Source organism: Pseudomonas sp. CF161, from assembly GCF_000416215.1.
Lineage (GTDB): Bacteria > Pseudomonadota > Gammaproteobacteria > Pseudomonadales > Pseudomonadaceae > Aquipseudomonas.
Window position 1 is genome coordinate 190602 of sequence record NZ_ATLP01000089.1, and the last position, 24893, is coordinate 215494.

Annotated in this window: 19 protein-coding genes and 1 pseudogene; 15 read left to right on the top strand and 5 right to left on the bottom strand. The window is 64.1% G+C overall.

The genetic code is table 11. The annotated features are described in order from the left end of the window. Positions 1–89: 89 nt before the first annotated feature. A complete protein-coding gene (locus CF161_RS18090) occupies positions 90–671 on the bottom strand; it encodes a TetR/AcrR family transcriptional regulator (protein ID WP_020298037.1) in 582 nt (193 codons plus the stop codon). A 129-nt stretch (positions 672–800) separates the two neighbouring features. Then, positions 801–1871 (bottom strand): sigma-54-dependent Fis family transcriptional regulator, encoded by a 1071-nt coding sequence (locus CF161_RS18095; RefSeq protein WP_020298038.1) that lies wholly within the window; start codon positions 1869–1871, stop codon positions 801–803. A 346-nt stretch (positions 1872–2217) separates the two neighbouring features. On the opposite strand from CF161_RS18095, the gene CF161_RS18100 reads away from it, so the two are divergent. The 6 genes and pseudogenes from CF161_RS18100 to CF161_RS18125 all read left to right on the top strand — a co-directional run bounded on the left by CF161_RS18100 (position 2218) and on the right by CF161_RS18125 (position 11113). Continuing rightward, positions 2218–3297, top strand: coding sequence for an ABC transporter substrate-binding protein (locus CF161_RS18100; protein ID WP_020298039.1), 1080 nt, complete (start codon positions 2218–2220; stop codon positions 3295–3297). Positions 3298–3310: 13 nt separating this feature from the next. Continuing rightward, complete coding sequence (locus CF161_RS18105; protein WP_020298040.1) at positions 3311–4534, top strand: lipase family protein; 1224 nt, start codon at positions 3311–3313, stop codon at positions 4532–4534. A gap of 15 nt (positions 4535–4549) precedes the next feature. Next, complete coding sequence (locus tag CF161_RS18110; RefSeq protein WP_020298041.1) at positions 4550–5758, top strand: LLM class flavin-dependent oxidoreductase; 1209 nt, start codon at positions 4550–4552, stop codon at positions 5756–5758. 4 nt (positions 5759–5762) lie between these two features. Next, a pseudogene (locus CF161_RS18115) lies at positions 5763–7336 on the top strand (ABC transporter substrate-binding protein). An 80-nt stretch (positions 7337–7416) separates the two neighbouring features. Then, complete coding sequence (locus tag CF161_RS18120) at positions 7417–9978, top strand: TonB-dependent receptor plug domain-containing protein (RefSeq protein WP_020298043.1); 2562 nt, start codon at positions 7417–7419, stop codon at positions 9976–9978. A gap of 49 nt (positions 9979–10027) precedes the next feature. Beyond that, positions 10028–11113, top strand: coding sequence for an LLM class flavin-dependent oxidoreductase (locus CF161_RS18125; protein WP_020298044.1), 1086 nt, complete (start codon positions 10028–10030; stop codon positions 11111–11113). Between the two features lie 13 nt (positions 11114–11126). On the opposite strand, the gene CF161_RS18130 is transcribed toward CF161_RS18125, so the two are convergent. Further along, positions 11127–12143 carry an AraC family transcriptional regulator gene (locus CF161_RS18130; protein ID WP_020298045.1) on the bottom strand — a complete coding sequence of 339 codons (1017 nt, stop codon included), beginning with the start codon at positions 12141–12143 and terminating at the stop codon, positions 11127–11129. A gap of 346 nt (positions 12144–12489) precedes the next feature. Between CF161_RS18130 and CF161_RS18135 the strand changes: the two genes are divergently transcribed. From CF161_RS18135 to CF161_RS18165, 7 genes are all read left to right on the top strand, one after another. Then, the gene (locus CF161_RS18135; RefSeq protein ID WP_020298046.1) at positions 12490–13800 is read left to right on the top strand and encodes a sugar ABC transporter substrate-binding protein; all 1311 of its coding nucleotides are present in this window, start codon (positions 12490–12492) and stop codon (positions 13798–13800) included. 78 nt (positions 13801–13878) lie between these two features. Next, positions 13879–14805: a carbohydrate ABC transporter permease gene (locus tag CF161_RS18140; protein WP_020298047.1), complete on the top strand. Its 927-nt coding sequence runs from the start codon at positions 13879–13881 to the stop codon at positions 14803–14805. Between the two features lie 10 nt (positions 14806–14815). Continuing rightward, the gene (locus tag CF161_RS18145; protein WP_020298048.1) at positions 14816–15646 is read left to right on the top strand and encodes a carbohydrate ABC transporter permease; all 831 of its coding nucleotides are present in this window, start codon (positions 14816–14818) and stop codon (positions 15644–15646) included. Positions 15647–15689: 43 nt separating this feature from the next. Continuing rightward, the gene (locus tag CF161_RS18150) at positions 15690–16793 is read left to right on the top strand and encodes an ABC transporter ATP-binding protein (protein WP_020298049.1); all 1104 of its coding nucleotides are present in this window, start codon (positions 15690–15692) and stop codon (positions 16791–16793) included. A 16-nt stretch (positions 16794–16809) separates the two neighbouring features. Further along, positions 16810–18291, top strand: a complete 1482-nt coding sequence (locus tag CF161_RS18155; protein WP_020298050.1) for a mannitol dehydrogenase family protein — start codon at positions 16810–16812, stop codon at positions 18289–18291. Positions 18292–18325: 34 nt separating this feature from the next. Continuing rightward, positions 18326–19822: a xylulokinase gene (xylB, locus tag CF161_RS18160; RefSeq protein WP_020298051.1), complete on the top strand. Its 1497-nt coding sequence runs from the start codon at positions 18326–18328 to the stop codon at positions 19820–19822. A 151-nt stretch (positions 19823–19973) separates the two neighbouring features. Beyond that, a complete protein-coding gene (locus tag CF161_RS18165; RefSeq protein WP_020298052.1) occupies positions 19974–20912 on the top strand; it encodes a carbohydrate kinase in 939 nt (312 codons plus the stop codon). A gap of 11 nt (positions 20913–20923) precedes the next feature. Here the strand turns inward: CF161_RS18165 and CF161_RS18170 are convergent, their stop codons facing one another. Continuing rightward, the gene (locus CF161_RS18170; protein ID WP_020298053.1) at positions 20924–22225 is read right to left on the bottom strand and encodes an OprD family porin; all 1302 of its coding nucleotides are present in this window, start codon (positions 22223–22225) and stop codon (positions 20924–20926) included. A gap of 594 nt (positions 22226–22819) precedes the next feature. Here CF161_RS18170 and CF161_RS18175 point away from each other — a divergent pair. Together CF161_RS18175 and CF161_RS18180 are read left to right on the top strand one after the other, a co-directional pair. Next, on the top strand, positions 22820–23833 hold the full coding sequence (locus CF161_RS18175) for an NAD-dependent epimerase/dehydratase family protein (RefSeq protein WP_020298054.1): 1014 nt from the start codon (positions 22820–22822) through the stop codon (positions 23831–23833). A gap of 164 nt (positions 23834–23997) precedes the next feature. Continuing rightward, on the top strand, positions 23998–24261 hold the full coding sequence (locus CF161_RS18180; RefSeq protein WP_020298055.1) for a DUF2790 domain-containing protein: 264 nt from the start codon (positions 23998–24000) through the stop codon (positions 24259–24261). Between the two features lie 283 nt (positions 24262–24544). Here the strand turns inward: CF161_RS18180 and CF161_RS18185 are convergent, their stop codons facing one another. Beyond that, positions 24545–24814: a DUF1652 domain-containing protein gene (locus tag CF161_RS18185; RefSeq protein ID WP_020298056.1), complete on the bottom strand. Its 270-nt coding sequence runs from the start codon at positions 24812–24814 to the stop codon at positions 24545–24547. Between the last annotated feature and the right edge of the window lie 79 nt (positions 24815–24893).

Genomic DNA, 24893 nt, shown 5'->3' on the forward strand with positions numbered 1-24893 from the left:
ATTTATGGAATGATCATTCCAGAATTAGGCAAAATTTTTCACGACGAAGCCCAGGCTTCAACCCGTATAAAATTTTATTTACTTATTAATCAAAGGCTTTGCAGAACAACCTCAAGCACATTCGACAAGCGTTCACGGCGCTCATCGGCCGCACTGCCCTTGCCCAGCACCCGCAGGCCCTGGACCGTACAGACCACAAAACTGGCCAGGGCCCGTGGGTTTTTATCGGGATCGATATCGCCCTGTTCCTGCCCCCGGCGCAACACCCGTTCCAGCGCGGCTTCGACCCGGCGAAAGTTCTGCGCCACAAGTTCGGCCACCACTGGGTCCTGCCCCGCCACCTCCAGCGCGGCATTGGCCGCCAGGCATCCCAGGCGCTGCGTGTCATCAAGTTCATCGTCGACGATGCGCAGCAGCAACTGGCGCACCAGCTCCTTTGCCGGTGCGTCCTGGGCCAGCAGAACGATATTGGCGTTGCTCCGCTCCTGATAGCGCTTGAGGGCACAGGTGTACAACCCGTGCTTGCTGTCGAACGCGTTGTACAGGCTGCTGCGGCTCAGACCGGTGCCTTCCACCAGATCCTGGATCGAGGTCGCGGCGTAACCGCGCTGCCAGAACACCTGCATCGCGGCATCGGCAATCTGCTCGGGGTCGAACTCCTTGGGGCGCACGGTAATCACCTGTACTGGAATGAACGTTCCACAAACTAGAGCAAGCTTCCCCAGCCGTCAATCACCCCAGGTAAAAAACCCGCCCTGCCTCGGCCTGGCCTCCAGGCCGGGCACCGGGCAGGTCGGTGGTTATTCCCCCGAGGCCGGACGGCTCAGTTCGCCGATTTTTTCCAGGCGCGCACGCACGATGTTGCGGCTGATATTGAGCAGGCGCCCGGTTTGCAGCTGGTTGCCGTGGCAGTAGCGGTAGGCGGCGCGAAAGATGGTTTCTTCGATGTGCTCGTAGAGGTCCGGGATGTTCTGCTCGAACAGGGCGTTGAGCGCGCTTTCGAGATCCACCGGGCCGGCGATGGCGTGCACGGCCTGGGCCGCCTGGTCCTGGCGAATGCCGGATGAACGCATGTCCACCAGGTGCAGGTCGGCTGGCGCCACCCGTTGGTTGCGGCACACCAGCAAGGCGTGGTGAATGGCGTTTTCCAACTCGCGGATGTTGCCTGGCCAGCTGTGTTCCAGCAGCTTGCGCTCAGCCTCGATGGTCAGCGAGGCGCGGTTGTACCCCAGGCGCTGGCAGTGCTCCTCGAGGAAAAACTCCGCCAGGGGCAGAATGTCCCCCGGGCGCTCGCGCAGCGGTGGCAGGCGGATGGTGGCGACGTGCAAGCGGTAGAACAGGTCTTCGCGAAAATGCCCGGCCACCACGGCGTCCGCCAGGTTGACGTTGGTCGCCGCCACCAGCCGCACATTGATCGGGATCGGCGTGCGTGACCCCAGGCGCACCACTTCGCGCTCCTGCAACACCCGCAGCAGCTTGACCTGCATGTTCAGCGGTAAATCGCCGATCTCATCGAGAAACAGCGTGCCGCCATTGGCCGCCTCGAACCAGCCGGCCTTGTTCGTGGTGGCACCGGTAAAGGCGCCTTTTTCGTGGCCGAACAGCTCGCTCTCCACCAGGCTTTCGGCGAAGGCGCCGCAGTTCACGGCGACAAAGGGCTCGCGTCCGCGGCGGCTCAGGTGATGGATATGTCGGGCCACCAGCTCCTTGCCGGTGCCGGTCTCGCCAATGATCAGGGTGTTGGCCTCACTGGGGGCCAGGCGCTCGATGCGGCTGAGCAATTCCTGGGAGCGCGGGTCCTTGAACACCAGGACGGTGGCCCGCACCGACTTGGTCAATTCGCGAGCGTGGGGATGGGTGATCAGCGACATGGTGCATTCCTGGCAGTAAAAGCGCGGGCTCAATAGTGCACGAAGAAAGCTAGACCAAAAAATTATCAATTCGTATTTGTATATTCCATAAAGAGATATACCTACCTGCAGCCCACCCATTGCTGCTGGAGCAGCAACCGCCCAGCAGCCGCACTGTTCACAGATCAGCAACGCAGCCGCCGCCCGAGCGCCTGGTCGCACGCGCAAAGCCTTGGCGCACAAGGCCTGCAGGGCTTTTTCCAGGCGCTGGCATGCAATCTGCTCTCTCCCTTGCGACAGCCAACCTGCGGGTTCGGCAACTTGATGACCGACGCACTGGCGTCGGCCAGCCATTAAGGGGATTGCAATGAAAGGTTTCTGGCGCAACAGCCTGGCCGCCGCGGCCGCGCTGCTGGTGAGTATCACGGCCCTGGCCGAAACGGCGCAGGCGCCGGCGTCGGTGAAGATCGCCATCGTCGCCTTTACCCAGGGCGGCAAACCGGTATTCGGCGGCATCGCCGGGCGGGTCATCGAGGATGGCTGGCTCGAACAACAGCTCAAGCAGCGCGGGGTCAAGCTGGAGTGGATCGCCCTGCCCCATGCCGGCGCCGGCCCACAGATCAACGAAGGCTTCAGCAACAACAGCATCGACTTCGCGGTCCGCGGCGACCTGCCGTCGGTGATCGCCGGCGCGGGCGGCGTGCCCGGCAAGCTGATCGTGCCCGGCGGCAGCGGCAACAACATCTACCTGGTGGTCCCCGCCGGCTCCACCGCCACGAGCATCGAAGACCTCAAGGGCAAGCGCCTGGCCCTGCATCGCGGCCGACCCTGGGAGTTTGCCTTCAGCAACTTTCTGGCCAGCAAGGGCCTGAAGCTCGATGACTTCAAGATCGCCAACCTCAACCCCCAGGTCGGCGCCGCAGCCGTGGCCGCCGGCAAGGTCGATGCCGCGGTGCTGCTCAGCGAGGCCTATGCCCTGGAAGACAAGGGCGTGGGCAAGATCATCTGGTCGACCAAGCAAGGCGCCAACGACTGGCGCCTGGTCTCCGACCTCTGGGGCACCGACCGCTTTATCGAGCAGCACCCGGACCTGACCCAATTGCTGGCCACGGCCTGGGTCAAGGCGGCCTGGTGGATCTCCCAGGAACAGAACCAGGACGCCTACTACCAGCTGTCGTCCCGCGCCGGCACCGCCGAAAGCGTGCTGCGCCGCGACGACCAGAACGACCCGGTGGCCTGGAAACAACGCTGGGCGCCCAAAAGCGATGCCCAGCTCAAGGCCCACTACCAGGCCCTGACCGCCTATGCCCTGGCCAACCAACTGATTCGCGACCACTACGACATCGGCCCGGCCCTGGCCACCGGCTACACCCGCCAGGCCCTGATCGACCTCAACCTCACCGACTACTGGCCGGCCCTGCGTGGCCCGGTCACGACCCAACCTTGATAGGGAAATCCCGATGAAACTCGCCCCAAGACTGGCCTTCGGCCTGAGCATCCTGACGCTGTCCCTCAGTGCCCTGGCTGCCGAGACCCACGCCCCGAAACCCGACCCGCTGCAAGGCGACGGCCGCGTCTCGGCCTTCTACACCTGGCAGCAGGCGATCCCCGCCACCCCGGGCAAACTGCTGCGCAGCGAACCGCTGGAGAAGACCCTGAGCCTGCCCAATGCCGCCAGCGCCCAGCGGATTCTCTACAGCTCCACCGACGGCATCGACAACAAGACCCCGATCGTGGTCTCCGGCACGTTGTTCCTGCCCAAGGGCAAGGCGCCGGCCGGCGGTTGGCCGGTGGCCAGCTGGGGCCATGGCACGGTGGGCGTGGCGGATGTCTGCGCGCCCTCCTGGCAAGGCCGCTCCTACCGCGACGTGCAGTACCTGAGCCGCTGGCTGGATGAGGGCTACGCGATTGTCGCCAGCGACTACCAGGGCCTCGGCGTCCCGGGCGGGCACCCGCTGCTGAATAACCGCATGGCCGCCTACGGCATCCTCGACGCCGCCAAGGCGGTGGTCGCCGGGGTTCCCGGGCTGGCCAACAAGGTGCTGATCATCGGCCAGTCCCAGGGTGGCGCCGGCGCCTTCGCCTCGGCCGCCTATGCCCCGACCTACGCCCCGACCCTGGGGGTCAAGGGCAGCATCGGCACTGGAGTGATCTACACCGTGGGCGCGAAAAACGTCGGCGAACAGGACCCGAACAAGGTTGACGCCTCCCTGGCCTATGGCTTCTACACCCTGCTGGCCGCCCAGCAGTACGACCCGAGCATCGACCCCCGGGATTTCTACACCGACAAGGCCCTGCCGCTGTTCGAACAGGCCCGCACCAGTTGCCTGGCGGCGCTGGTCAGTGATGTGGTCGGCGTCGGCCTGACCCCGGCCAACGCCAAGAAGGACTACCAGGGCAATCAACTGGCCGCCTGGCAGAAGCAGGTCTCCTACCCGACCCTGAAGCTGGCGCAGCCGATCTTCATCGGCACCGGCGCCGAGGACAAAACCCCCGCCGCCTCGACCCAGGTGGCGTTGATGCAGGACGCCTGCAAGACCGGCTCGGTGGTCGAAGGCCACCTGTACAAGGGCCTGGGCCATAGCGAGACGGTCAACGCCTCGCTCAAGGACTCGGTGCCCTTTGCCCACAAGGTGATCAACGACCAGCCCATCAGCCCCATCTGCAACCCCAGCGTGCAGTAAGCCGGAGATCCGCCCATGAGCATTGAATTCTTTACCCGCCTGCCCCTGCACGGCGAAACCCAGTTCCTCCCCGGCGACCCGCGCAACCGTGGCGACTGGCACCGGGGCGGCCCCAGCACCGGTGCGGTGTCGGGGTTCAGCGTCGGCGACCACTTCACCTACATCGACTACCTGGGGCAGATCGCCCGGGCCGCGGAAATCAACGGCTTCGGCGGCGCGCTGATGGTCAACGCGCCGACCGGAGAAGAGCCCTGGACCGTGTGCTCGCTGCTGGCCCGGGAAACCCGCAGCCTGAAGTTCGTCACCGCCTTCCAGCCCTATCACTACACGCCCTGGGTCGCGGTGCAGCAGGCGGCGACCTACCAGCGCGCCACCGGCAACCGCCTGGTGTGGAACATCATCAACGGCGGCTCGGATGCGATTCAGCGCCAGGTCGGCGACTTCAGTGACCACGACGAGCGTTATGCGCGCGCCATCGAGTTCATGGACGTGGTCAAGGGCTATTGGCACAACGAGAACTTCCACTACGAGGGCCGCTTCTACCGGGCCGAAGGCGGCGGCCTGCGCGGGCCGCTGAAAAAGGCCGAGTTGCCGCTGATCTGCACCGCTGGTTCGTCGATTCCAGCCCGGGAATTCGCCGCCAAGCATGCGGACTTCTACCTGATGCGCGCCGAGCACCCGGACGAGATCGCCGCGCTGATCGCCGACATTCGCCAGCGCGCCCTGAAATACGGGCGTACGGATATCCGCTTCGGCCTGTCGATCGACGTCATCACCCGCGAGACCGAAGCACTGGCCCGCACGGAAGCCAAGCGCTTCTTCGACGAAGGCATCGCCCGTGGCGCGGTCAAGGCGGTGGCCGCCCACGCCGGGTTGCGCACCGCGCGCAAGCTCAGCTACGAGACGGAATTCGCGCAGAAGGACGAGACCCAGGGCTTCGACGACTTTTTCATCCACCCCAATGTCTGGACCGGCTTCGGCTACATCGGCATCCCGCCGGGCTGCGCCCTGGTCGGCAGCTATGAAAACGTGGTGGCGCGGATCCGTGAGTACAACGCCCTGGGCATCGATCTGTTCTTCCTGGCCGGCTACCCGCACCTGGAAGAGGCCTACCGCCTGGGCGAGCACATCCTGCCGCACTTTCGCGGCGAACGGGCCGAGCTGAGCCGGCCCCAGGAAGCGCCGCTGGAGCTGCGTTCTGCCAACGGCCCGGCCGGAGCCTGATGCCATGAGCCAGGATCATCGGTTGTTCATCAGTCGGCGGGACTTTATCGGCCACAGTCTCGCCCTCGGCGGCGGCCTGCTGCTGGGCGGCAGCCTGCTGGCCGGTTGCGATCAGCGCAGCGACCCGCCCGCAGCGGCCGTCGCCGGGGCCCTGAACGACGACACGCCGCGTTATGGCGGGCGAACCAGAGCGGCAACCTGGACGCCCACAAGCCCATCGGCAGCGGCATCGTTCGCGGCTTTGCGCTGTACAGCAAGCTCTGGGAATGGGACGAGCAGATGCAGCCGCGCCTGGCCCTGGCCGAGTTCGCCGAGCCCAATGCCGACGCCAGCAGCTGGACCCTGCGCCTGCGCCCGGACCTGGAGTTTCACCACGGCAAGACCATCGACGCCGATGACCTGATCTTCTCCATCCGCCGCCTGACCGACCCGCAACTGGCCTCGCCCTACGCCGCGCTGCTGCACTGGGTGGACCGCGACAACCTGGTGCGGCTCGACGAGCGCACGGTGCGCCTGAGCTTTCGCGAAGGCCGCAGCTACATGCCCCTGGCGGAAACCTGGGTCAACTTTGGCGGCATCGTCCCGGTGGATTACCACCCGGTGACCAACCCGGTGGGTGCCGGCCCCTACAAGCTGAAAAGCTTCACCCCCGGCCAGCGCTCGCTGTTCACCCGTTTCGAGAACTACTACAAGGACGGCAAGCCCTACGCCGATGAGCTGGAGATCATCGACTTCAAGGATCAGGTGTCGCGCCTGGCGGCCCTGCGTTCCGGCCAGATCGACATGGCCAACATCATGCCCACCGAACAGCTGGAGGTGTTGCAGCGCGACCCGCGGCTCAAGGTGCTGAAGTCGGTGACCGGCAACTGGCTGTCATTCGACATGAACCTGGACAAGCCGCCCTTCAACGATCCGCGGGTACGTGAAGCGTTTCGCCTCCTGGCCGATCGCGAGGAGCTGGTACGCCGCGCCCTCAACGGCCAGGGCCGGGTAGCCAACGACCTGTATGCGCCGAGCGACCCGACCTTCAACCACAGCCTCGGGCCACGGGCCCACAACCCGCAGCGCGCGGCGCAACTGCTCAAGGAAGCCGGCCAGGAACACCTGGAGCTGGAACTGGTGACCACCCCCGGCCCGGGGCTGACCTCGGCCCTGGTGCTGGCGGAACAGGCCAAGCGCATTGGCGTGACCCTCAAGGTCAAGCAGGTGGACCTCGCGACCTTCCAGGGCCCGCTGCGCAACGACTGGACCCTGAGCACCGGCGGCAGCATCGGCGCGCCGTTCCTGGCCAGCGCGATTCACACCGATGCGCCGTTTGCCGTGGCCAACAAGACTCACTTCAGCGACCCGCATTTCAGCGAGCTGTTCCTGGCGGCCATGGCCCAGCCCGACCTGGAGAAACGCAAGGCCCTGGTGCACCAGGTGCAGCAGATCCAGTACGAGCGCGGCGGCATGCTGATCTGGGGCTACGCCGACCTGCTGGACAGCGTGGCGACCCGGGTCGGCGGCGCCGAAGCCGAGCAGTCGCTGTTCAGCACCTGGCGTTTTGAAAAGCTCTGGCTCAAAGACAGCGCCTGACAGGCTGGCGAGGCAGCCTGCTGCCTCGCCCCACTCGCGACTCGACATCGACCTCCCATTGTTCAAGGGGCACTTCTGCCATGCACGCTATCGCCTTGCGTTTACCACTGCTGCTGGCTGCAAGCCTGCCGATCCAGGCGTTTGCCGCCGATACCCAGCTGCAAACCGTCACGGTCCAGGCCAGCGCCAGCGAGTCCGATGACGACGCCCTTCCCACCCGCCCGCCGACCTCGGTCTATGGCGGCCTTGAGGGCAAAGTGCTCGACACCCCGCGCTCGGTGACCCAGGTCAACGCCGAGCAACTGGCCAACGACTCGATCCGCAGCGCCGATGACCTGGTCAAGTACGCACCCGGCATCACCCGCGGTGGCGGGCAGAACGCCGGCATCGCCCCGCAGTTCCGGGCCCAGGGCTCGGAAGTGTTCCAGGATGGCCAGCGCGCCTATGGCGTGCGCCACCCGGCCAACTTCAACGCCTACGAAGGCGCCGATATCGTCGCCGGGCCCTCTTCCGTGACCTACGGCTCGGTGTCCGGCAGCGGCGGCTACGTCAACTACCTGAGCAAGAAACCCAATTTCAACGAGTTCAAGACCAAGCTCAGCGGCGAGCTGGGGTCGTGGATTCCCGATGGCGAGTCCCGGGACTCGAGCAAATTCAGCATCGATAACACCGGGCCATTGAGCGACAACCTGGCGTACCGCCTGAGCATCACCAAGCAGCGCCAGCAGGACTTCTACGACAACGTCGACAATAACTTCGACGCCTTCTACGGTGCCCTGGCCTGGCGCAACGACAGCGTACGGGTCGACTGGAACGCCAGCTACGACAACTACTACGACTACAACATCACCCACGGCTGGAACCGCGCCACCCAGCAACTGGTGGACAGCGGCCAGTACTATGCCGGGCGCGCCACGCCAATCATCCAGAACGGCGCGACCCTGTGGTCGCCCGTCCTGGCCTCGGGCGCAGCCGATGCGCCGACCCTGGGCTGGGTCCAGCGCCAGCGCAACGCCCAGGGCCAGTACGCAGTGGTGGATGGCAGCTTCCAGAGCGCCTCGCCCAACACCCAGGCCAGCCCCGGCAGCCTGCGCGGCTGGGTCTATGACCCGACCCTGGCGGGCAACGGCCTGACCTCGCTGTCGTCGCAGACCGGGCAGCGCAAAGAGGACGAAAACAGCTCGCGGCGCTTCACCACCCAATTGCGGGTCGAAGCCGACCTGTCGCCCAGCATCACCCTGGCCAACAGCACCTTCTACCAGCGCTCCAGGGACCTGACCGACGCCGTGGGTTCGTTCCAGGTGCAGTCCAGGGACAACCTGTTCGACAACCGTTTCGAGTTCCGCTCGCGCAATGAGACCCAGCTCGGCGGCTGGACCCTGCGCGACGACAGCAACAGCGGGCTGATCTACCGCCGCGAGTTCAACCAGTCGATTGCCGCCAACAACAACTTCGGCAACACCATCAACGCCTACGACCTGACTCAGGACCCATCGGGCAAGAACCCCGGCGACCTGCTGGGGCTCAGCGGCAGCAACCCGGCCGGCGGCAATGGCGCCTGGATCGGCCAGCCCGGGGTGCCCCAGTACTCCAGCTATTACGGCTGGCTCAACCTGGGGGCCATGTACCCGGCCGGCCACGGCCTGTACGCCGAATCCGTGGCGCCCTACACCGCCGAAAGCACCTGGACCACCCGCACCCTGTTCAGCCAGCACAACCTGCACTTCGGTGAGCGCCTGGGCCTGAACATCGGCGCCAGCCGCAGCTGGATCGACGCCGAGATCGAAAACCCCTTCGTCCTCGCCGGCGGCAACCCGCGCAAGGACAGCAACAACTACCGGCTGTTCTCGTTCCAGGTCAGCCCCTACGTCAAGCCGACCGAAAACAGCACCCTGTACTACACCTTCGACCGCTCCCTGGCGGTCAATACCGGGTTCTTCTCCAACGGCCTGGGCTGGGGCAGCGGCGCGGGCGCCAACCAACTCAACCCCCTGGCCTTCCAGAGCCTGAGCGTGCTGCATGAAGTCGGGTTGAAGGTCGAAGCCGTGCCTGACCAGTTGTTCATGACCCTGGCCGCGTTCAAACAGGCCCGCGACCAGGCCCCGGACAGCAATAACAACATTGCGCGGCTGGTGATCAAGGGCGTGGAATCGACCCTGCGCTACCAACCCAACGACCACCTGCGCAGCGGCCTGAACCTGTCCAAGCTCAACGCCTACAACGAGTTCACCTCCCAGGCAGGTTTTGCCTCGGCCGGTTTCGTCGCCGACAACGGCACCGTGTTCGGCGACAACAACAGCCTCAACCAGCGGCCTTCGGGGCGCTTCGACGCGGTGCAGATCCCGGAATACACCGCCAGTGGTTATGTCGACTACCGCTTCGACTCAGGTTTTGGCGCCGAGCTTTCCGGCTGGTGGACCAGCAGCTGGTACCTGAACCTGAGCAAGACCGTGAAGATCCCCGACGAATACAACCTCGACCTGGCCCTGTACTACCGCCAGCCCCAGTGGAGCACCACCTTGCGCGTGCTCAACCTGACCAACGAACTGAACTTCGTCAGCGGCCTCGCCGGCTCCACCAACACCTTCCTGCAACCCATGCCGGGCCGCACCTTGTTGGCCCAGGTGGATTACCAGTTCTAACAGCTGTAGCCGCTACCGATTTATTAATCACACCCTCAGGAAACCCAAGATGAGCATTGAATTTGTCGGCATGATTTTCCCTCGCCAATGGTCCGAGACCCGGGGCGTGCGCAGCCCGGATTTTGATCTGGAGTTTATTCGCCACCACGCCCGCGCCCATGAGCACGCCGGCTTTGACCGGGTGCTGATCGCCAGCGGCCCGGGCAGTGCCGACAGCCTGCAGATCGCCGCCTATGCCGCCGCCCACACCGAGCGCCTGGGCTTCATGATTGCCCACCGCCCGGCCCTCACGGCGCCAACCGTCGCGGCCCGGGCCTTCGCCACCCTGGACCACACCACCGGCGGCGGGCGGATTCGCCTGCACGCCATCACCGGCATCACCGCCGAACCCCAGGAAGGCGACACCCTGCTGGACAAGACCGAGCGCTACAAACGCACCGACGAGTACCTGGAGATCGTGCGCCGGACCTGGACCGCCGAGGAGCCATTCGATTTCGAGGGGCAGTACTTCAACATCAAGGGTGCGTTTTCCCCGGTCAAGCCGCTGCAACAGCCGCACATCCCGATTTCCTTTGGCGGGTCCTCGGACATCGCCTACCAGATCGCGGTCAAGCATGCGGACCTGTATGCGCTGTGGGGCGAGCCCCTGAGCGGGGTCGCCGAGCAGATCGCCAAACTCAAGGCCGCCGCCCAGGCCGCCGGGGTCGCGGCCCCCCGGGTCAGCCTTTCGGTGCGGCTGATCCTGGGGGCCACCGAAGAACTGGCCTGGCAACGCGCCGAGCAGATCCTGGCGCAGATCAAGGCCAACCCGCAGTTCGCCGCCGGCAGCCCCTGGCAGAAACGGATCAAGGGCACCGGCTCGGAACGCCTGCTGGCCGCCGCCGCCCGGGGTGACCGCCATGACCGCGCGCTGTGGATGCCCACCGCCACCGCCGTCGGCGCCTATGGCGACACCACCGCCCTGGTCGGCACCCCGGAAACCGTGGCCCAGGCCCTGCTGGACTACGTCGACCTGGGGGTCACCACCTTCCTCAACCGCGGTTACGACCCGCTGTACGACACCGTCGACTACGGGCGCTGGATCATCCCCGCCGTGCGCGAAGAGGCCGCGCGCCGCCACGTGCGCTCGGCCTGACCGCTGCGCGGGGTCAGTGGGCTTCGTTGAGGATCAGGCTGCGGTAATGCCCCGGGTTGGAACCGGACCATTTGCGAAACGCCTTGTAGAACGAGCTGGCATCGGCGAACCCGAGGCGGCTGGCGATCTCGGCAAAGCTGATCTGCGGCTCGGCCAGCCAGATGATCGCCAGCTCCTTGCGCACGCTGTCCTTGAGCCCCTGGTAGGTCTGGCCCTCTTCCGCCAGGCGCCGGCGCAGGGTCGAGGCCGACATGCACAGGCTCAGGGCCAGGCTCTCGGTTTCCGGCCACTGCTCGGCCGCAAGCTGGCGCAAGTCGTGTTTGATGCGGCTGGCCAGGCTCTGCGGGTCGCGGTACTTGACCAGGATATTGGCCGGGGCATGGGCCAGAAAGCGCTTGAGCTCTTCAAAGCTGCGCTTGATCGGCAGGTCCAGGCAGTCGGCGGCAAAGATCATCCGCGTGCGCGGCCGGTCGAAACGCAGGTTTTCGGAAAACATCACCTTGTAGTCGTCGCAGAAGTCCGGTTCGGGACACCGCAGCTCGATGGCCAGGATCGGGATCCGCCGCCCGGCCAGCCAGCAGGCCACGCCATGCACGATCATCCAGTAGGTGAAGTAAGTGAAGGCGCGCCCCGGCTGCGGGTCGTCCTCCAGCAGCACGATTTCGGCCAGGCTCTGCTGGCGCACCAGTTGCGCCGGCAGGCGTTCGAGCATCAGCGACAGAAACCCCAGCCCCGACTCCAGGCCCGCCGCCAGGTTGAGCTGGGCCATGGACGAACGGCATAGAAACGCCAGGCTGCCGGACCTGAGCTTGCGCGGGTCCATGCCAAAAAACTCATCGTCCAGGCGCCGCGCCAGCAAGCGCCACAGGCGCGCATAGGCCGTGGCCGGGACCCGGGCGGTGGGGTCATCGAGCAACTGCGGGTCGATGCCGACCTTATTCAGGGCTTCAACGCTGGCCGCACCACGGGCACAGCTCTGCAACAGCGCTTCACGCACCAGGTGAATGGAAATGGTGTCTTTTTCCGACATCGCGCTTAACAGCTTCCTGCACAGGGGGGGTTGGTCGGCCATCTTAGGCAGTGGCGGCCAAAAAGCCAGTGGCCTTTTGGCTGAGAGGGCTATGCCCACCCCAAAACCAATACGCTTTTTGCGCCTTTCTTGCAGCGCCCATTGAGCCCGGGCCCGCTCAAACAGCGATCGCTGGGGATATGGCGGTTGGCAGCGAGTGCAAAAAAGTATCGATTGAAGTGTCAGGGATGATTTGTCAGCAGCGGGTTTGAGGGCTGTAATCAGCGCACATCTTCCTGGTCTGCGGAAGACACAAAAACAATAACCGTCCTTCTGTCGCCCCCTGGGCCCGGAAGAGGAGTGCACGATGAAACCTTCGGTAAAAGCTCTGCTCGTCACCACCTGCATGACCCTCAGCAGCGTCACCTTCGCGGCACAGACCGTCACCATCGCCACCGTCAACAACAGCGACATGATCCGCATGCAACGCCTCTCGAAAACCTTCGAGAGCGAACACCCGGACATCAAGCTCAACTGGGTGGTACTCGAAGAAAACGTGCTGCGCCAACGCCTGACCACCGACATCGCCACCCAGGGCGGGCAGTTCGACGTGCTGACCATCGGCATGTACGAAGCCGCACTCTGGGGCGCCAAGGGCTGGCTGGAACCGATGAAAGACCTGCCGGCGAACTACGACCTGGACGATGTCTTCCCTTCCGTGCGCGATGGCCTTTCCGTCAAGGGCGCGCTGTACGCCCTGCCGTTCTACGCCGAAAGCTCGATCACCTACTACCGCACCGACCTGTTCAAGGACGCCGGGCTGAGCATGCCCGAGCACCCGACCTGGACCCAGATCGGCGAATTCGCGGCCAAACTCACCGACAAGAGCAAAGAGCAATACGGCCTGTGCCTGCGGGGCAAGGCCGGCTGGGGCGAGAACATGGCGCTGATCACCACCCTGGCCAACGGCTACGGTGCGCGCTGGTTCGATGAGAAGTGGCAACCCGAATTCAACGGTCCGGAATGGAAGGACGCGCTGAACTTCTACGTCGACAACATGAAGAAATCCGGCCCGCCGGGTGCCTCCAGCAACGGTTTCAACGAAAACCTCGCGCTGTTCAACAGTGGCAAGTGCGCGATCTGGGTCGATGCCAGCGTGGCCGGCTCGTTCGTGACCGACAAGACCCAAAGCAAGGTGGCGGACCACGTCGGCTTCACCTTTGCCCCCCACGAGAAAACCGAAAAAGGCGCTTCGTGGCTGTACTCCTGGTCCCTGGGGATTCCGACCAGTTCCAAAGCCAAGGATGCCGCCAAGGTCTTCACCACCTGGGCCACGTCCAAGGAATACAGCCAACTGGTCGCCAAGAGCGACGGGATTGCCAACGTCCCGCCAGGCACCCGCACCTCGACCTACAGCGACGCATACATGAAGGCCGCGCCCTTTGCCAAGGTGACCCTCGAATCGCTGAAAGTCGCCGACCCCAAAGACCCGTCGGCCAAGCCGGTGCCGTATGTGGGCATCCAGCTGGTGACCATTCCTGAGTTCCAGGCGATTGGTACCCAGGTCGGCAAGTTCTTCTCCAGCGCACTGACCGGCGGCTCGACCGTGGAAAAAGCCCTGGCGGATTCACAGACCTTCACCGAACGCGAAATGAAGCGCGCCGGTTACCCCAAATAGTCTGTAGCTGCCCCGATTGCGCCGCGGGAGCCTGCCCCACGGCGCAAGGCCCCGCCGCCTAACGAGCCTGTGATCACCATGAATACCACCGCTGCCCCCGTGCAAACCGCGACCCCGGACAAGCCGCGTAAAAGCCGCTTGATCAACCCCGGCTGGTTCCTCGTCAGCCCTTCGGTGGCCTTGTTGCTGCTGTGGATGATCGTGCCCCTGGGCATGACCCTGTACTTCTCGCTGATTCGCTACAACCTGCTCTACCCCGGCGAAAACCAGTTCGTCGGCCTGGAGAACTTCACTTACTTCATCACCGATTCGGGCTTCCTGCCCGGCGCCACCAACACCCTGCTGCTGGTGGGCAGCGTGCTGCTGATCAGTGTAGTGTTCGGGGTCTTGATCAGCGCCCTGCTGGAGGCCAGCGAGTTTTTCGGCCGCGGCCTGGTGCGGGTGCTGCTGATCTCGCCGTTTTTCATCATGCCCACGGTCGGTGCGCTGATCTGGAAGAACCTGATTTTCCACCCGGTGTCGGGGATTCTCGCCGCCCTGTGGAAGCTGTTCGGCGCCGAGCCCGTGGACTGGCTGGCGCACTACCCGCTGCTGTCGATCATCATCATTGTGTCCTGGCAGTGGCTGCCCTTCGCGATCCTGATCCTGATGACCGCCATGCAGTCCCTGGACCAGGAACAGAAGGAAGCCGCGCGCCTGGACGGGGCCGGGGCGATCGCGATTTTCTGGCACCTGACCCTGCCCCACCTGGCGCGCCCCATCGCCGTGGTGGTGATGATCGAAACCATCTTCCTGCTCTCGGTGTTCGCCGAAATCTTCACCACCACCAACGGCGGCCCCGGCTACGCCTCGACCAACCTCGCCTACCTGATCTACAACCAGGCGCTGGTGCAGTTCGACGTGGGCATGGCCTCGGCCGGCGGCCTGATCGCGGTGGTGATCGCCAATATCGCGGCGATCATCCTGGTCCGCATGCTCGGCAAAAACCTGACTGACAAGCCTTGAGGGCCGCGCCATGACGCTTCAACAATCCCGCCGCCTGCAAAGCCTGCTGCTCGGCACCCTGGCCTGGGCCATCGCGATCCTGATCTTCTTCCCGATCTTCTGGATGGTGCTGACCAGCTTCAAGAGCGAAATCGACGCCTTCGCCACGCCGCCGCAGTTCATCTTCACCCCGACCCTGGAGAACTACCTGCACATCAACGAGCGCAGCAATTACTTCGCCTTTGCCTGGAACTCGGTGGTGATTTCCTTCAGCGCCACGGCCCTGGCGATGTTGATTGCGGTGCCGGCGGCCTACTCCATGGCCTTCTACGAAACCCAGCGCACCAAGAGCACGCTGCTGTGGATGCTCTCGACCAAGATGCTGCCGCCGGTGGGGGTGCTGATGCCGATCTACCTGCTGGCCAAGAGCTTCGGCCTGCTGGATACACGGCTCGCGCTGATCATCATCTACACCCTGATCAACCTGCCGATCGTGGTCTGGATGATTTACACCTACTTCAAGGACATCCCCCGGGACATCCTCGAGGCCGCGCGCCTGGACGGCGCCACCCTGTTGCAGGAAATGCTCCGGGTGCTGCTGCCGATCGCCAAGGGCGGCCTGGCCTCGACCGTGCTGCTGTCGCTGATCCTGTGCTGGAACGAGGCCTTCTGGTCGCTGAACCTGACCTCCTCCAATGCCGCGCCGTTGACCGCATTGATCGCCTCCTACTCCAGCCCCGAGGGCTTGTTCTGGGCCAAGTTGTCCGCCGTGTCGACCCTGGCCTGTGCGCCGATCCTGATCTTTGGCTGGATCAGCCAGAAACAGCTGGTCCGGGGCCTGTCCTTCGGCGCCGTGAAATAACCGCACCTTCAAACAACCACGAATTTAGAAGCGGAGGCCCATCATGGCCCACCTGAAAATCAACAATCTGCAAAAAGGTTTCGAAGGGTTCTCCATCATCAAGGGCATCGACCTGGAGGTGAACGACAAGGAGTTCGTGGTGTTCGTCGGCCCGTCGGGTTGCGGCAAGTCGACCCTGCTGCGGCTGATTGCCGGGCTGGAGGAAGTCAGCGGCGGCACCATCGAGCTCGACGGGCGCGACATCACCGAGGTCAGCCCGGCCAAGCGCGACCTGGCCATGGTGTTCCAGACCTATGCCCTGTACCCGCACATGAGCGTGCGCAAGAACATGTCGTTCGCCCTGGACCTGGCCGGGGTGGCCAAGGCCGAGGTCGAGAAGAAGGTCAATGAAGCGGCGCGGATCCTCGAACTGGGGCCGATGCTCGAACGCAAGCCCAAGCAGCTGTCCGGCGGCCAGCGCCAGCGCGTGGCCATTGGCCGGGCGATTGTGCGCAACCCGAAAATATTCCTGTTCGACGAGCCCCTGTCCAACCTCGACGCCGCGCTGCGGGTACAGATGCGCCTGGAACTGGCGCGCCTGCACAAGGAACTGCAGGCGACCATGATCTACGTGACCCACGACCAGGTCGAAGCCATGACCCTGGCGGACAAGGTGGTGGTGCTCAACAGCGGCCGCGTGGAGCAGGTCGGTTCGCCGCTTGCGCTCTACCATCAGCCGGCCAACCTGTTTGTCGCGGGGTTCCTGGGCACGCCGAAGATGGGCTTTCTCAAGGGCCAGGTGACCCGCATCGACAGCCAGGGCTGCGAAGTGTTGCTAGAGGCCGGCACCCGTATCAGCCTGCCCCTGAGCGGCGCCAAGCTGAGCGTCGGCGGCGCCGTGACCCTGGGCATCCGCCCGGAACACCTGAACCTGGCCCAACCCGGTGATTGCGCCCTGCAGGTCACAGCCGACGTCAGCGAACGCCTGGGCAGCGATACCTTCTGCCACGTGCTGACCGCTTCCGGCGAAGCCCTGACCATGCGCGTGCGCGGCGACCTGGCCAGCCGCTACGGCGAAACCCTGAGCCTGCACCTGGACGCCGAACACTGCCATTTATTCGATGCCGACGGCGTGGCGCTGACCCGCCCGCTGCGCGCCGCCGCCTGACAGCCGAGAACCTGCGATGAAACTCAACCACGCCAACCTGCACCGCCTCGCCACCGACGTACAACTGCCCGCCTACGCCCTGGATGACACGCGCCAAGGCATCGCCCATATCGGCGTTGGCGGTTTCCACCGCGCGCACCAGGCGTATTACACCGACGCCCTGATGAACACCGGCAGCGGCCTGGACTGGGCCATCTGCGGCATCGGCCTGCGCGCCGAAGACCGCCGCGCGCGGGATGACCTGAAGGAACAGGACTGCCTGTTCACCCTGTTCGAGCTGGGCGACGGCGACGACACCGAGGTCCGGGTCATCGGCGCGATCCGCGACATGCTGCTGGCCGAGGACGGCGCCCAGGCCCTGATCGAGAAACTGGCCAGCCCCGAAATCCGCATCGTGTCCCTGACCATCACCGAGGGCGGCTACTGCATCGACGACAGCAGCGGCGAGTTCATGGCCCATCTGCCGCAGATCCAGCACGACCTGGCCCACCCGACCCAGCCGAAAACCGTGTTCGGCTTTCTCTGCGCGGCCCTGGCCAGGCGCCGGGCCGCCGGCACTCCGGCCTTTACCCTGATGTCCTGCGATAACCTGCCGCACAACGGCGCGGTGACCCGCAAGGCGCTGCTGGCGTTTGCCGCCCTGCGCGACGCCGACCTCCACGACTGGATTGCCGCCAACGTCAGTTTTCCCAACGCCATGGTCGATCGCATCACGCCCATGACCAGCACCGCCCACCGCTTGCAGCTGCACGACCAGCACGGGGTGGACGACGCCTGGCCGGTGGTCTGCGAGCCCTTTGTGCAGTGGGTACTGGAAGACAAGTTCGTCTATGGCCGCCCGGCCTGGGAACAGGTCGGCGTGCAGTTCACCGACGACGTCACGCCCTACGAAGAGATGAAAATCAAGCTGCTCAACGGCAGCCACCTGGCCCTGACCTACCTGGGGTTCCTCAAGGGTTACCGTTTTGTCCACGAGACCATGGCCGACCCACTGTTCGTCGCCTACATGCGCGCCTATATGGACCTGGACGTGACCCCGCAGCTGGCGCCGGTGCCGGGCATCGACCTGGCCGACTACAAGGACACCCTGGTGGCGCGCTTCTCCAACCGGGCGATTGCCGACCAGTTGGAGCGGGTCTGTTCCGACGGCTCTTCGAAGTTTCCCAAGTTCACCGTGCCCACCCTCAACCGCCTGCTGGCCGACGGCCGCGACACCGAGCGCGCGGCCCTGGTGGTGGCGGCCTGGGCCCTGTACCTCAAGGGCGTCGACGAGAACGGCACGCGCTACAGCATTCCCGACCCGCGCGCCGAGTTCTGCCAGGGCCTGGTGGCCGACGATGGCCTGCTGACCCAGCGCCTGCTGGGGGTCGAGGAAATCTTCGGCAGCGCCCTTGCCCGCTCGCCGGCCTTTGTCGCCGCCTTCGAACGCTGCCTGGCCAGCCTGCGCGAGCACGGCGTGAGCAAGACCCTGGAACGGGTGCTGGCCAGCCACGGCTGAAACGCTGGATTTGATAGTTTGCGCAGGGTGATTCATGAGCACACAGCAGCTGTTTCTGGGGATCGACTGCGGCACCCAGGGCACCAAGGCGATTATTCTCGACAGCCACAGCGGTCAGGTGCTGGGCCTGGGCGCAGCCCCCCACAGCCTGATCAGCGGCGACAATGGTCGGCGTGAACAAGAGCCCCAGCAGTGGCTGCAAGCCTTCAGCCGCGCCACCGCACAGGCCTTGCAGGCGGCCGGGGTCGATGGCCAGCAAATCCTCGGCATTGGGGTTTCCGGGCAGCAGCACGGCCTGGTGCTGCTCGACGACCAGGGCCAGGTGCTGCGTCCGGCCAAACTCTGGTGCGACACCGAATCCACCGCGCAAAACGACCGGCTGCTGGAATGGCTGGGGGGCGAGTCCGGTTCGCTGGAGCGCCTGGGCCTGGTGATCGCCCCAGGCTACACGGTGTCCAAGCTGCTCTGGACCAAGGAGCAGCATCCGCAGCTGTTCTCCCGTATCGCGCGGATTTTGCTGCCCCACGACTACCTGAACTTCTGGCTCACCGGGCGCGCCTGCAGCGAATACGGCGATGCCTCGGGCACCGGCTACTTCGATGTGCGCAGCCGCCAGTGGGACCTGGAACTGCTGGCCCATATCGACCCCAGCGGAGGTTTGCAGGCGGCGCTGCCGCCACTGATCGAGTCCGCGCAGGCGGTGGGTAGCATCCTTCCGGACATCGCCCGGCACCTGGGACTCAACCCTGCCGCCCTGGTTTCCAGTGGTGGCGGCGACAACATGATGGGCGCCATCGGCACCGGTAATATCCAGCCGGGGGCGATCACCATCAGCCTCGGCTCGTCCGGCACCGTGTACGCCTATGCCGACCGGCCCCCGGTCAGCCGTGATGCCTCGGTCGCGAGCTTCTGTTCATCCAGCGGCGGCTGGCTGCCGTTGATCTGCACCATGAACCTGACCAATGCCACCGGAGCGGTGCGCGAACTGCTGGGCCTGGACCTGGAAACCTTCAACCGGCGGGTACAGGACGCACCGATCGGCGCCCAAGGGGTGTGCATGCTGCCGTTCCTCAATGGCGAACGGGTGCCCCCCTTGCCCCACGCCACCGGCAGCCTGCTGGGGCTGACCATGGACAACCTGACCCAGGCCAATCTGTGCCGCGCCGTGGTGGAAGGCACCACCTTCGGGCTGCGTTATGGCCTGGACCTGCTGCGCCACAATGGCCTGCAAAGCCGCAGCATCCGCCTGATCGGCGGCGGCTCGAAAAGCCCGGTATGGCGGCAGATAGTCGCCGACATCATGGACACCCCGGTGGTCTGCACCCAGCAGAGCGAAGCGGCAGCCCTGGGCGCGGCGATCCAGGCCGCCTGGTGCCAGGCCCGCCAGAGCGGGCTCGACACTCGCCTGGAGGAATTGTGTGAACGCTGTGTCACTCTCGACCCGGGCAGTGAAACACGGCCGATTGCGGCGAATGTGAGCGCTTATCACACACTCTACAAACGACATCATGATTACGTTTTATCTATTTGATTTATAACGATTTATAGTTAATTAAATCAGGCTTTCAGCTGCTGAAAAACGCTTTATTGGAGCGTTCGGAGCGGTCAATTCCTCGGGATTCGGCCACAGATTCATAAAAAGCTTTAACAAAAACTCGTAAACCATTGATGAGTAATGACTTATGTACCTTGTTTGCGGCGAAGCGCTATTTGATTTCTTCAGCAAAGATGACGCCAGTGGCCAGGCCTCGAAGGTGAATTACCAGGCCATTGCCGGTGGCTCGCCATTCAACGTGGCCGTGGGCCTGCGCCGGCTCGGGGTGGATGTCGGCCTGCTGGCCGGCCTGTCCAGCGACTTCCTCGGACGCCGGTTGCATCAGGTGCTGCAGGAGGAAGGCGTGCGCACCGATTTCCTGGTGCAGTTCGAGGCGCCGACCACCCTGGCCATGGTGGCCGTGGGGGCTGACGGCTCACCCCAGTACAGCTTTCGCGGTGAAGGCTGCGCCGACCGCCAACTGCAACCGAGCCACCTGCCGGTATTGGGCAGTGAGGTTCGCGGCTTGCATATCGGCTCGTTTTCCCTGGTGGTGCAGCCCATTGGCGACACCCTGCAAGCGCTGGTGCAACGCGAAAGCGGCAAGCGCCTGATCAGCCTCGACCCCAATGTCCGGCTCAACCCGCAGCCTGATATCGGCCTGTGGCGCCAGCGTATCGGCAGCCTGGTGCCGCACGCCGACCTGATCAAGGTCAGCGACGAGGACCTGAGCCTGCTCCACCCCGGCCAGGACCCCGCCGAAGTGATCCAGGGCTGGCTGCAGCAGCGCTGCCAATTGGCCTTCCTGACCCGGGGCGGCCAGGGCGCAACGGTCTTCAGCCGTGCCCACGGCAGTTGGTCGGTGCCGGCGCGGCCAGTGGCAATTGCCGACACCGTGGGTGCCGGCGATACCTTCCAGGCCGCCCTGATTGCCTGGCTGACCGAGCAGCAGCTGGATTCTCCAGCAGGCCTGGCACAACTGAGCAAAGCCCAGGTCGAGGCCCTGCTCGACTTTGCGGTCGGCGCCGCCGCCCTGACCTGCACCCGCACCGGGCCGGACCTGCCTTATCGGCAGCAACTGGCCTGAGACTCGGGCGGCTACAGGATCGAGAAGTTGTAGCTCAGGATCAGCCGGGTTTCGTCGGTGTCCCGGGCAAACTTCTCGTAGTTGCTGCGATAGGTGGCATTGCGCAGGCGCAGGTTCAGGCCCTTGAAATCGCCCTGCTGCACTACGTACTTGAGCTCGCTGTCACGCTCCCACTCGCGACCGGCCTGGGCACTGCCGGGCACGCTGATGTGGTCGCCGCTGACATAACGGGTGAGGAAGCTCAGGCCATTGAGGCCCAGAGCCTTGAAGTCGTAGTCATAACGCAGCTGCCAGGAACGCTCCTGGGCGGCGGCAAAATCGTTGACCTGGACGTAGTTCACCAGGTACGGGTTGCTGCCATCCAGATACGGCATCGAGTTGGCGCCATTCATGCGCTGCCAGCCGGCACTGAAGGTATGGCCGCTGATGGCGTAGCCCAGCAGGCCGCTCAGGGCGCGGTTATCGATTGAACCCGCACGCTGGGCGCCGCTGTCGGCACTCTTGAACAGACGCAGGTCAGCCTTGAGTACGCCGCTGCCCAGGGGCTGATTGGCCAGCAGGCCGATAAAGTGCTGGCGATAGACGTCATCCAGCTGCGCGTAGTGGTACTGGGCGCTCAGGCGCTCATTGAAGCGGTAGTCGACCCCGTAACTGTCGAAATGATCGGCCGTGGTGTTACAGGCATAACGCTTGTTCTTGCAATGCACGCGGATGTCCTGGGCATCGGTGGAATCACGGGCGGTGTAGCGATCCAGGCGCGCGGCGGTAAAGGTCAGGTCCTGAAGCTCCCGGGACGTCAGCAAGGCGCCGTTGAACAGGGTTGGCAGCAGGCGACCATCGTTGTACTTGAGCAATGGCAGGTCCGGCAGCAACGCGCCGTATCTGAGCTCGCTGCGGGAGAAACGCACCTTGGCTGTCAGGCCCAGCTTGGCGTATTGATCCTCGGAACCCCTGGGGTCCTGGCCGTGGGACGGCAACAGCCCGCTGTTGCTGCGACCCGGGCTGGAGTCGAGCTTGAGCCCGAGCATGCCCAGGGCATCCAGGCCAAAGCCAAAGGTGCCCTGGGTGTACCCCGATTGCAGATTGAGGATGAACCCCTGGGCCGACTCCTCACGCTTGGAGGCCCCTTGCGCGGCGCTGGTATGGCCGTCACGAAAATCCCGGTTGAAGTACACCGTGCGCGACTCCAGCCGCGCGCTGCTGTCGTCGAAAAAACCTTCAGCCCGCAGCTGGGCGGCAAAACCGGCGCAGAGCAAGGCAGCGCCGAAACCCAGGACCGGGCGCGCAGGGGACAACAAAAATGGGCAACACATGAAAAAGCTCCAACAGCCAATCGATACAGCGATAAAAACAAGCGGCCCCATCCACTCGACGAATTCGAATGCAGGGGCAAAATTGATTGAATCAATGAGGGGCGGCAATGATCGCAGATGGCTTTATGACACCAAACCCGACCTTAGTCTGACGGTGCAGAGGGTTTCAGCGGGCAGCAAAGGTCGGGAACGGAGAAACAGCCTGCCGTTTGGATCCGAATTCATGACCGCTCGTCGGCATTCTCTTACAGGAGATGCAGCTTTCTCTTAGTTACATATTGGATTAGAAATATCTTTTAACTTATTGATATTAAATATAAATACGCGGTTAGTTTTTTATTTATTACGCCCTTGTCATTTATACAACACGCCTTACCGTCAATTAACCGTCTTTAGCATGTGATAGCGTCAAAAATACGAAAAAGGTGTTTTTTCGGCGTGCACCCGCTGCCTGACCATTAACCCCATCATGCTCATCACGGACGAGGTCGTTCCCTTGGATATCAGAGCTTTAGCCGGCAATCCTGCAGGCAAGCCGTATGCTCGCGCAGCGTCCGTTCGTTCAGGGGCAGCGCAACACGGGGGCGGCCGCACATGAACATACTCATCACCGGGGCTGCCGGGTTCATTGGCGCCCACAGCGCATTGCGCCTGCTCAAGGATGGGCACCAGGTGACCGGGCTGGATAACTTCAATGCCCATTACGACCCGCAGCTCAAACATGACCGGGTGCGCTGGGTCGCCGAACAGGTCGGCCAATTCCCCCTGCGACAGCTGGACCTGAATGACGCCCCGGCCCTGGAGCGGCTGTTTGCCGAAGTCCGCCCGCAGGTGGTGATCCACCTTGCCACTCAGCCCGGTGGCCGCTGTAGCCAAGCGACCGCCCACGGGCAGCCCGATTGCAGCCTGGCGGGTTTGCGGCCGATCCTGGATCCCTGCCGGCGTCATGCCATTGAACACCTGATCTACGCCGCCCCCGAAAGCCATTGCACCTTTGGAGCAGGCAGTGCCTTGCAGGTGGACAGTGACGGCCGCCTGCAGGGTGTGCCGGCCACCGCGCTGCGCTTTCTGACGGTGTATGGGCCCTGGGGGCGGCCGGACATGGCGCCCCATCTGTTCGCGCGGGCGATTTGCGAGGAGTTGCCGCTGAAACTGTTCAACCACGGCCTGCATCAGCGCGACTTCAGTTACATCGACGATGTGGTCCACTCCCTGGTCCGCCTGCTGCACAAGCCGCCCTCGGGCCACCCCCAACTGCAGGGCGAATCGCCGGCCTGGCTCGACAGCACCCTGCCCCGGCGCCTGTTCAATATCGGCGGGCAGCGCCTGGTGCAGCTCAAGGATTACGTGGCCACCCTGGAACAGTTGCTGGGCCGCAAGGCCCGTTTTGAGTACCTGAGCTTGCCGGGTGCTGACCGGAGCCCAGGGCCGGAAGCCATCAGTGCCCTGGAAAACCTCACCGGCTTCGGCCCGCAGACACCGCTGGCCAAGGGGCTGGGGCATTTCGTCGAGTGGTTTCAGGCCTATTACCGGCCCGGCAGTGTGCAGCCGACGCCGGCACTGGAGCTCTCGGGGCAAAACCCGCAGCCCCGGGGCCTTGAATACTGAGTGGTTTTTTCTATAACTGCTTAGCTCCCTACTTAATCATTGGTTAATCCCGCGGTCCAAAGCTGTACTGGACCGCGCTAGCTCAGATATTTCTGATGCCCTCCGCGGCAGGTTCAGCGGCCATCCGGCGCTGAGCGACCTATTGTCTGCATCGGAGATTCATTATGAACGCGCGCATCCTGCTGATCGGCGCAACCCTGGCCCTGACGGGCGTGACCGGGCTGGCCCAGGCCGATACCACCCCCACCCACGCCGTGCCCTATCACTACGGCATGCCCCTGCACGTGGCCAAAGTGGTGTCGATGACCGAGCCTACGACCCTGGAATGCAAGGTGGTGACGGCTGACATGAAGTTCATCGACAACGCCGGCAAGCTTGAAGACATCAGCTACAGCAAACTGTCCGAAGCCTGCAGCGATCAGAACTGAAACAGCCCCGGGGTCAGGCGCCACCTCCTGCCCCTGACCCCGGCCTGAGCGCCTGATTCACCCACTGTCCACCTCCAGCCGGAGGCGCCCACCAAATGTCATCAGGCGCGGCTGCACCTTGGGCGCTATCGAATCGGCTGAATGAAATAAAGGAAATGACCTGAATGCAACGCCAAACCGGTAAACCGGCTCGGCGCCGCATTGCATGGCAAAAAACCAGACTGGGCCTGGGGTTTAGCCAAGCCAGGCGTACGGTGACAAAACCCGGTGACCTACTGATTGACTAGTAGGCACGGGCTCGTTGGGGCAGGCTCTGCTGACCTGGATTGTGGGCCAGGTCATAGCGCAATTCGGCGATCAGCTCGTTGATTTCCCGGCAACCATTGAGGCCCGAGGCATCGATGCCGGTCACGACCAGGTCCACGCGGTCGGTTTCATGGTCGCCAAAGACTTTCACCGTCATGGACAAGTCCGGGCTCAAGGTGCATTGGCAGCGTTTGGGCAGAAAACTGCTTTCAATAATGTTGCGTAGTTCAAGGGCAGATAAAAACATGGCGACTCTCTCCTTTATTTGAGACGGCCAATCAATGGACAAAACAGCAGGGCTGCAGTGACTTCCGTGTTCGAGTGCG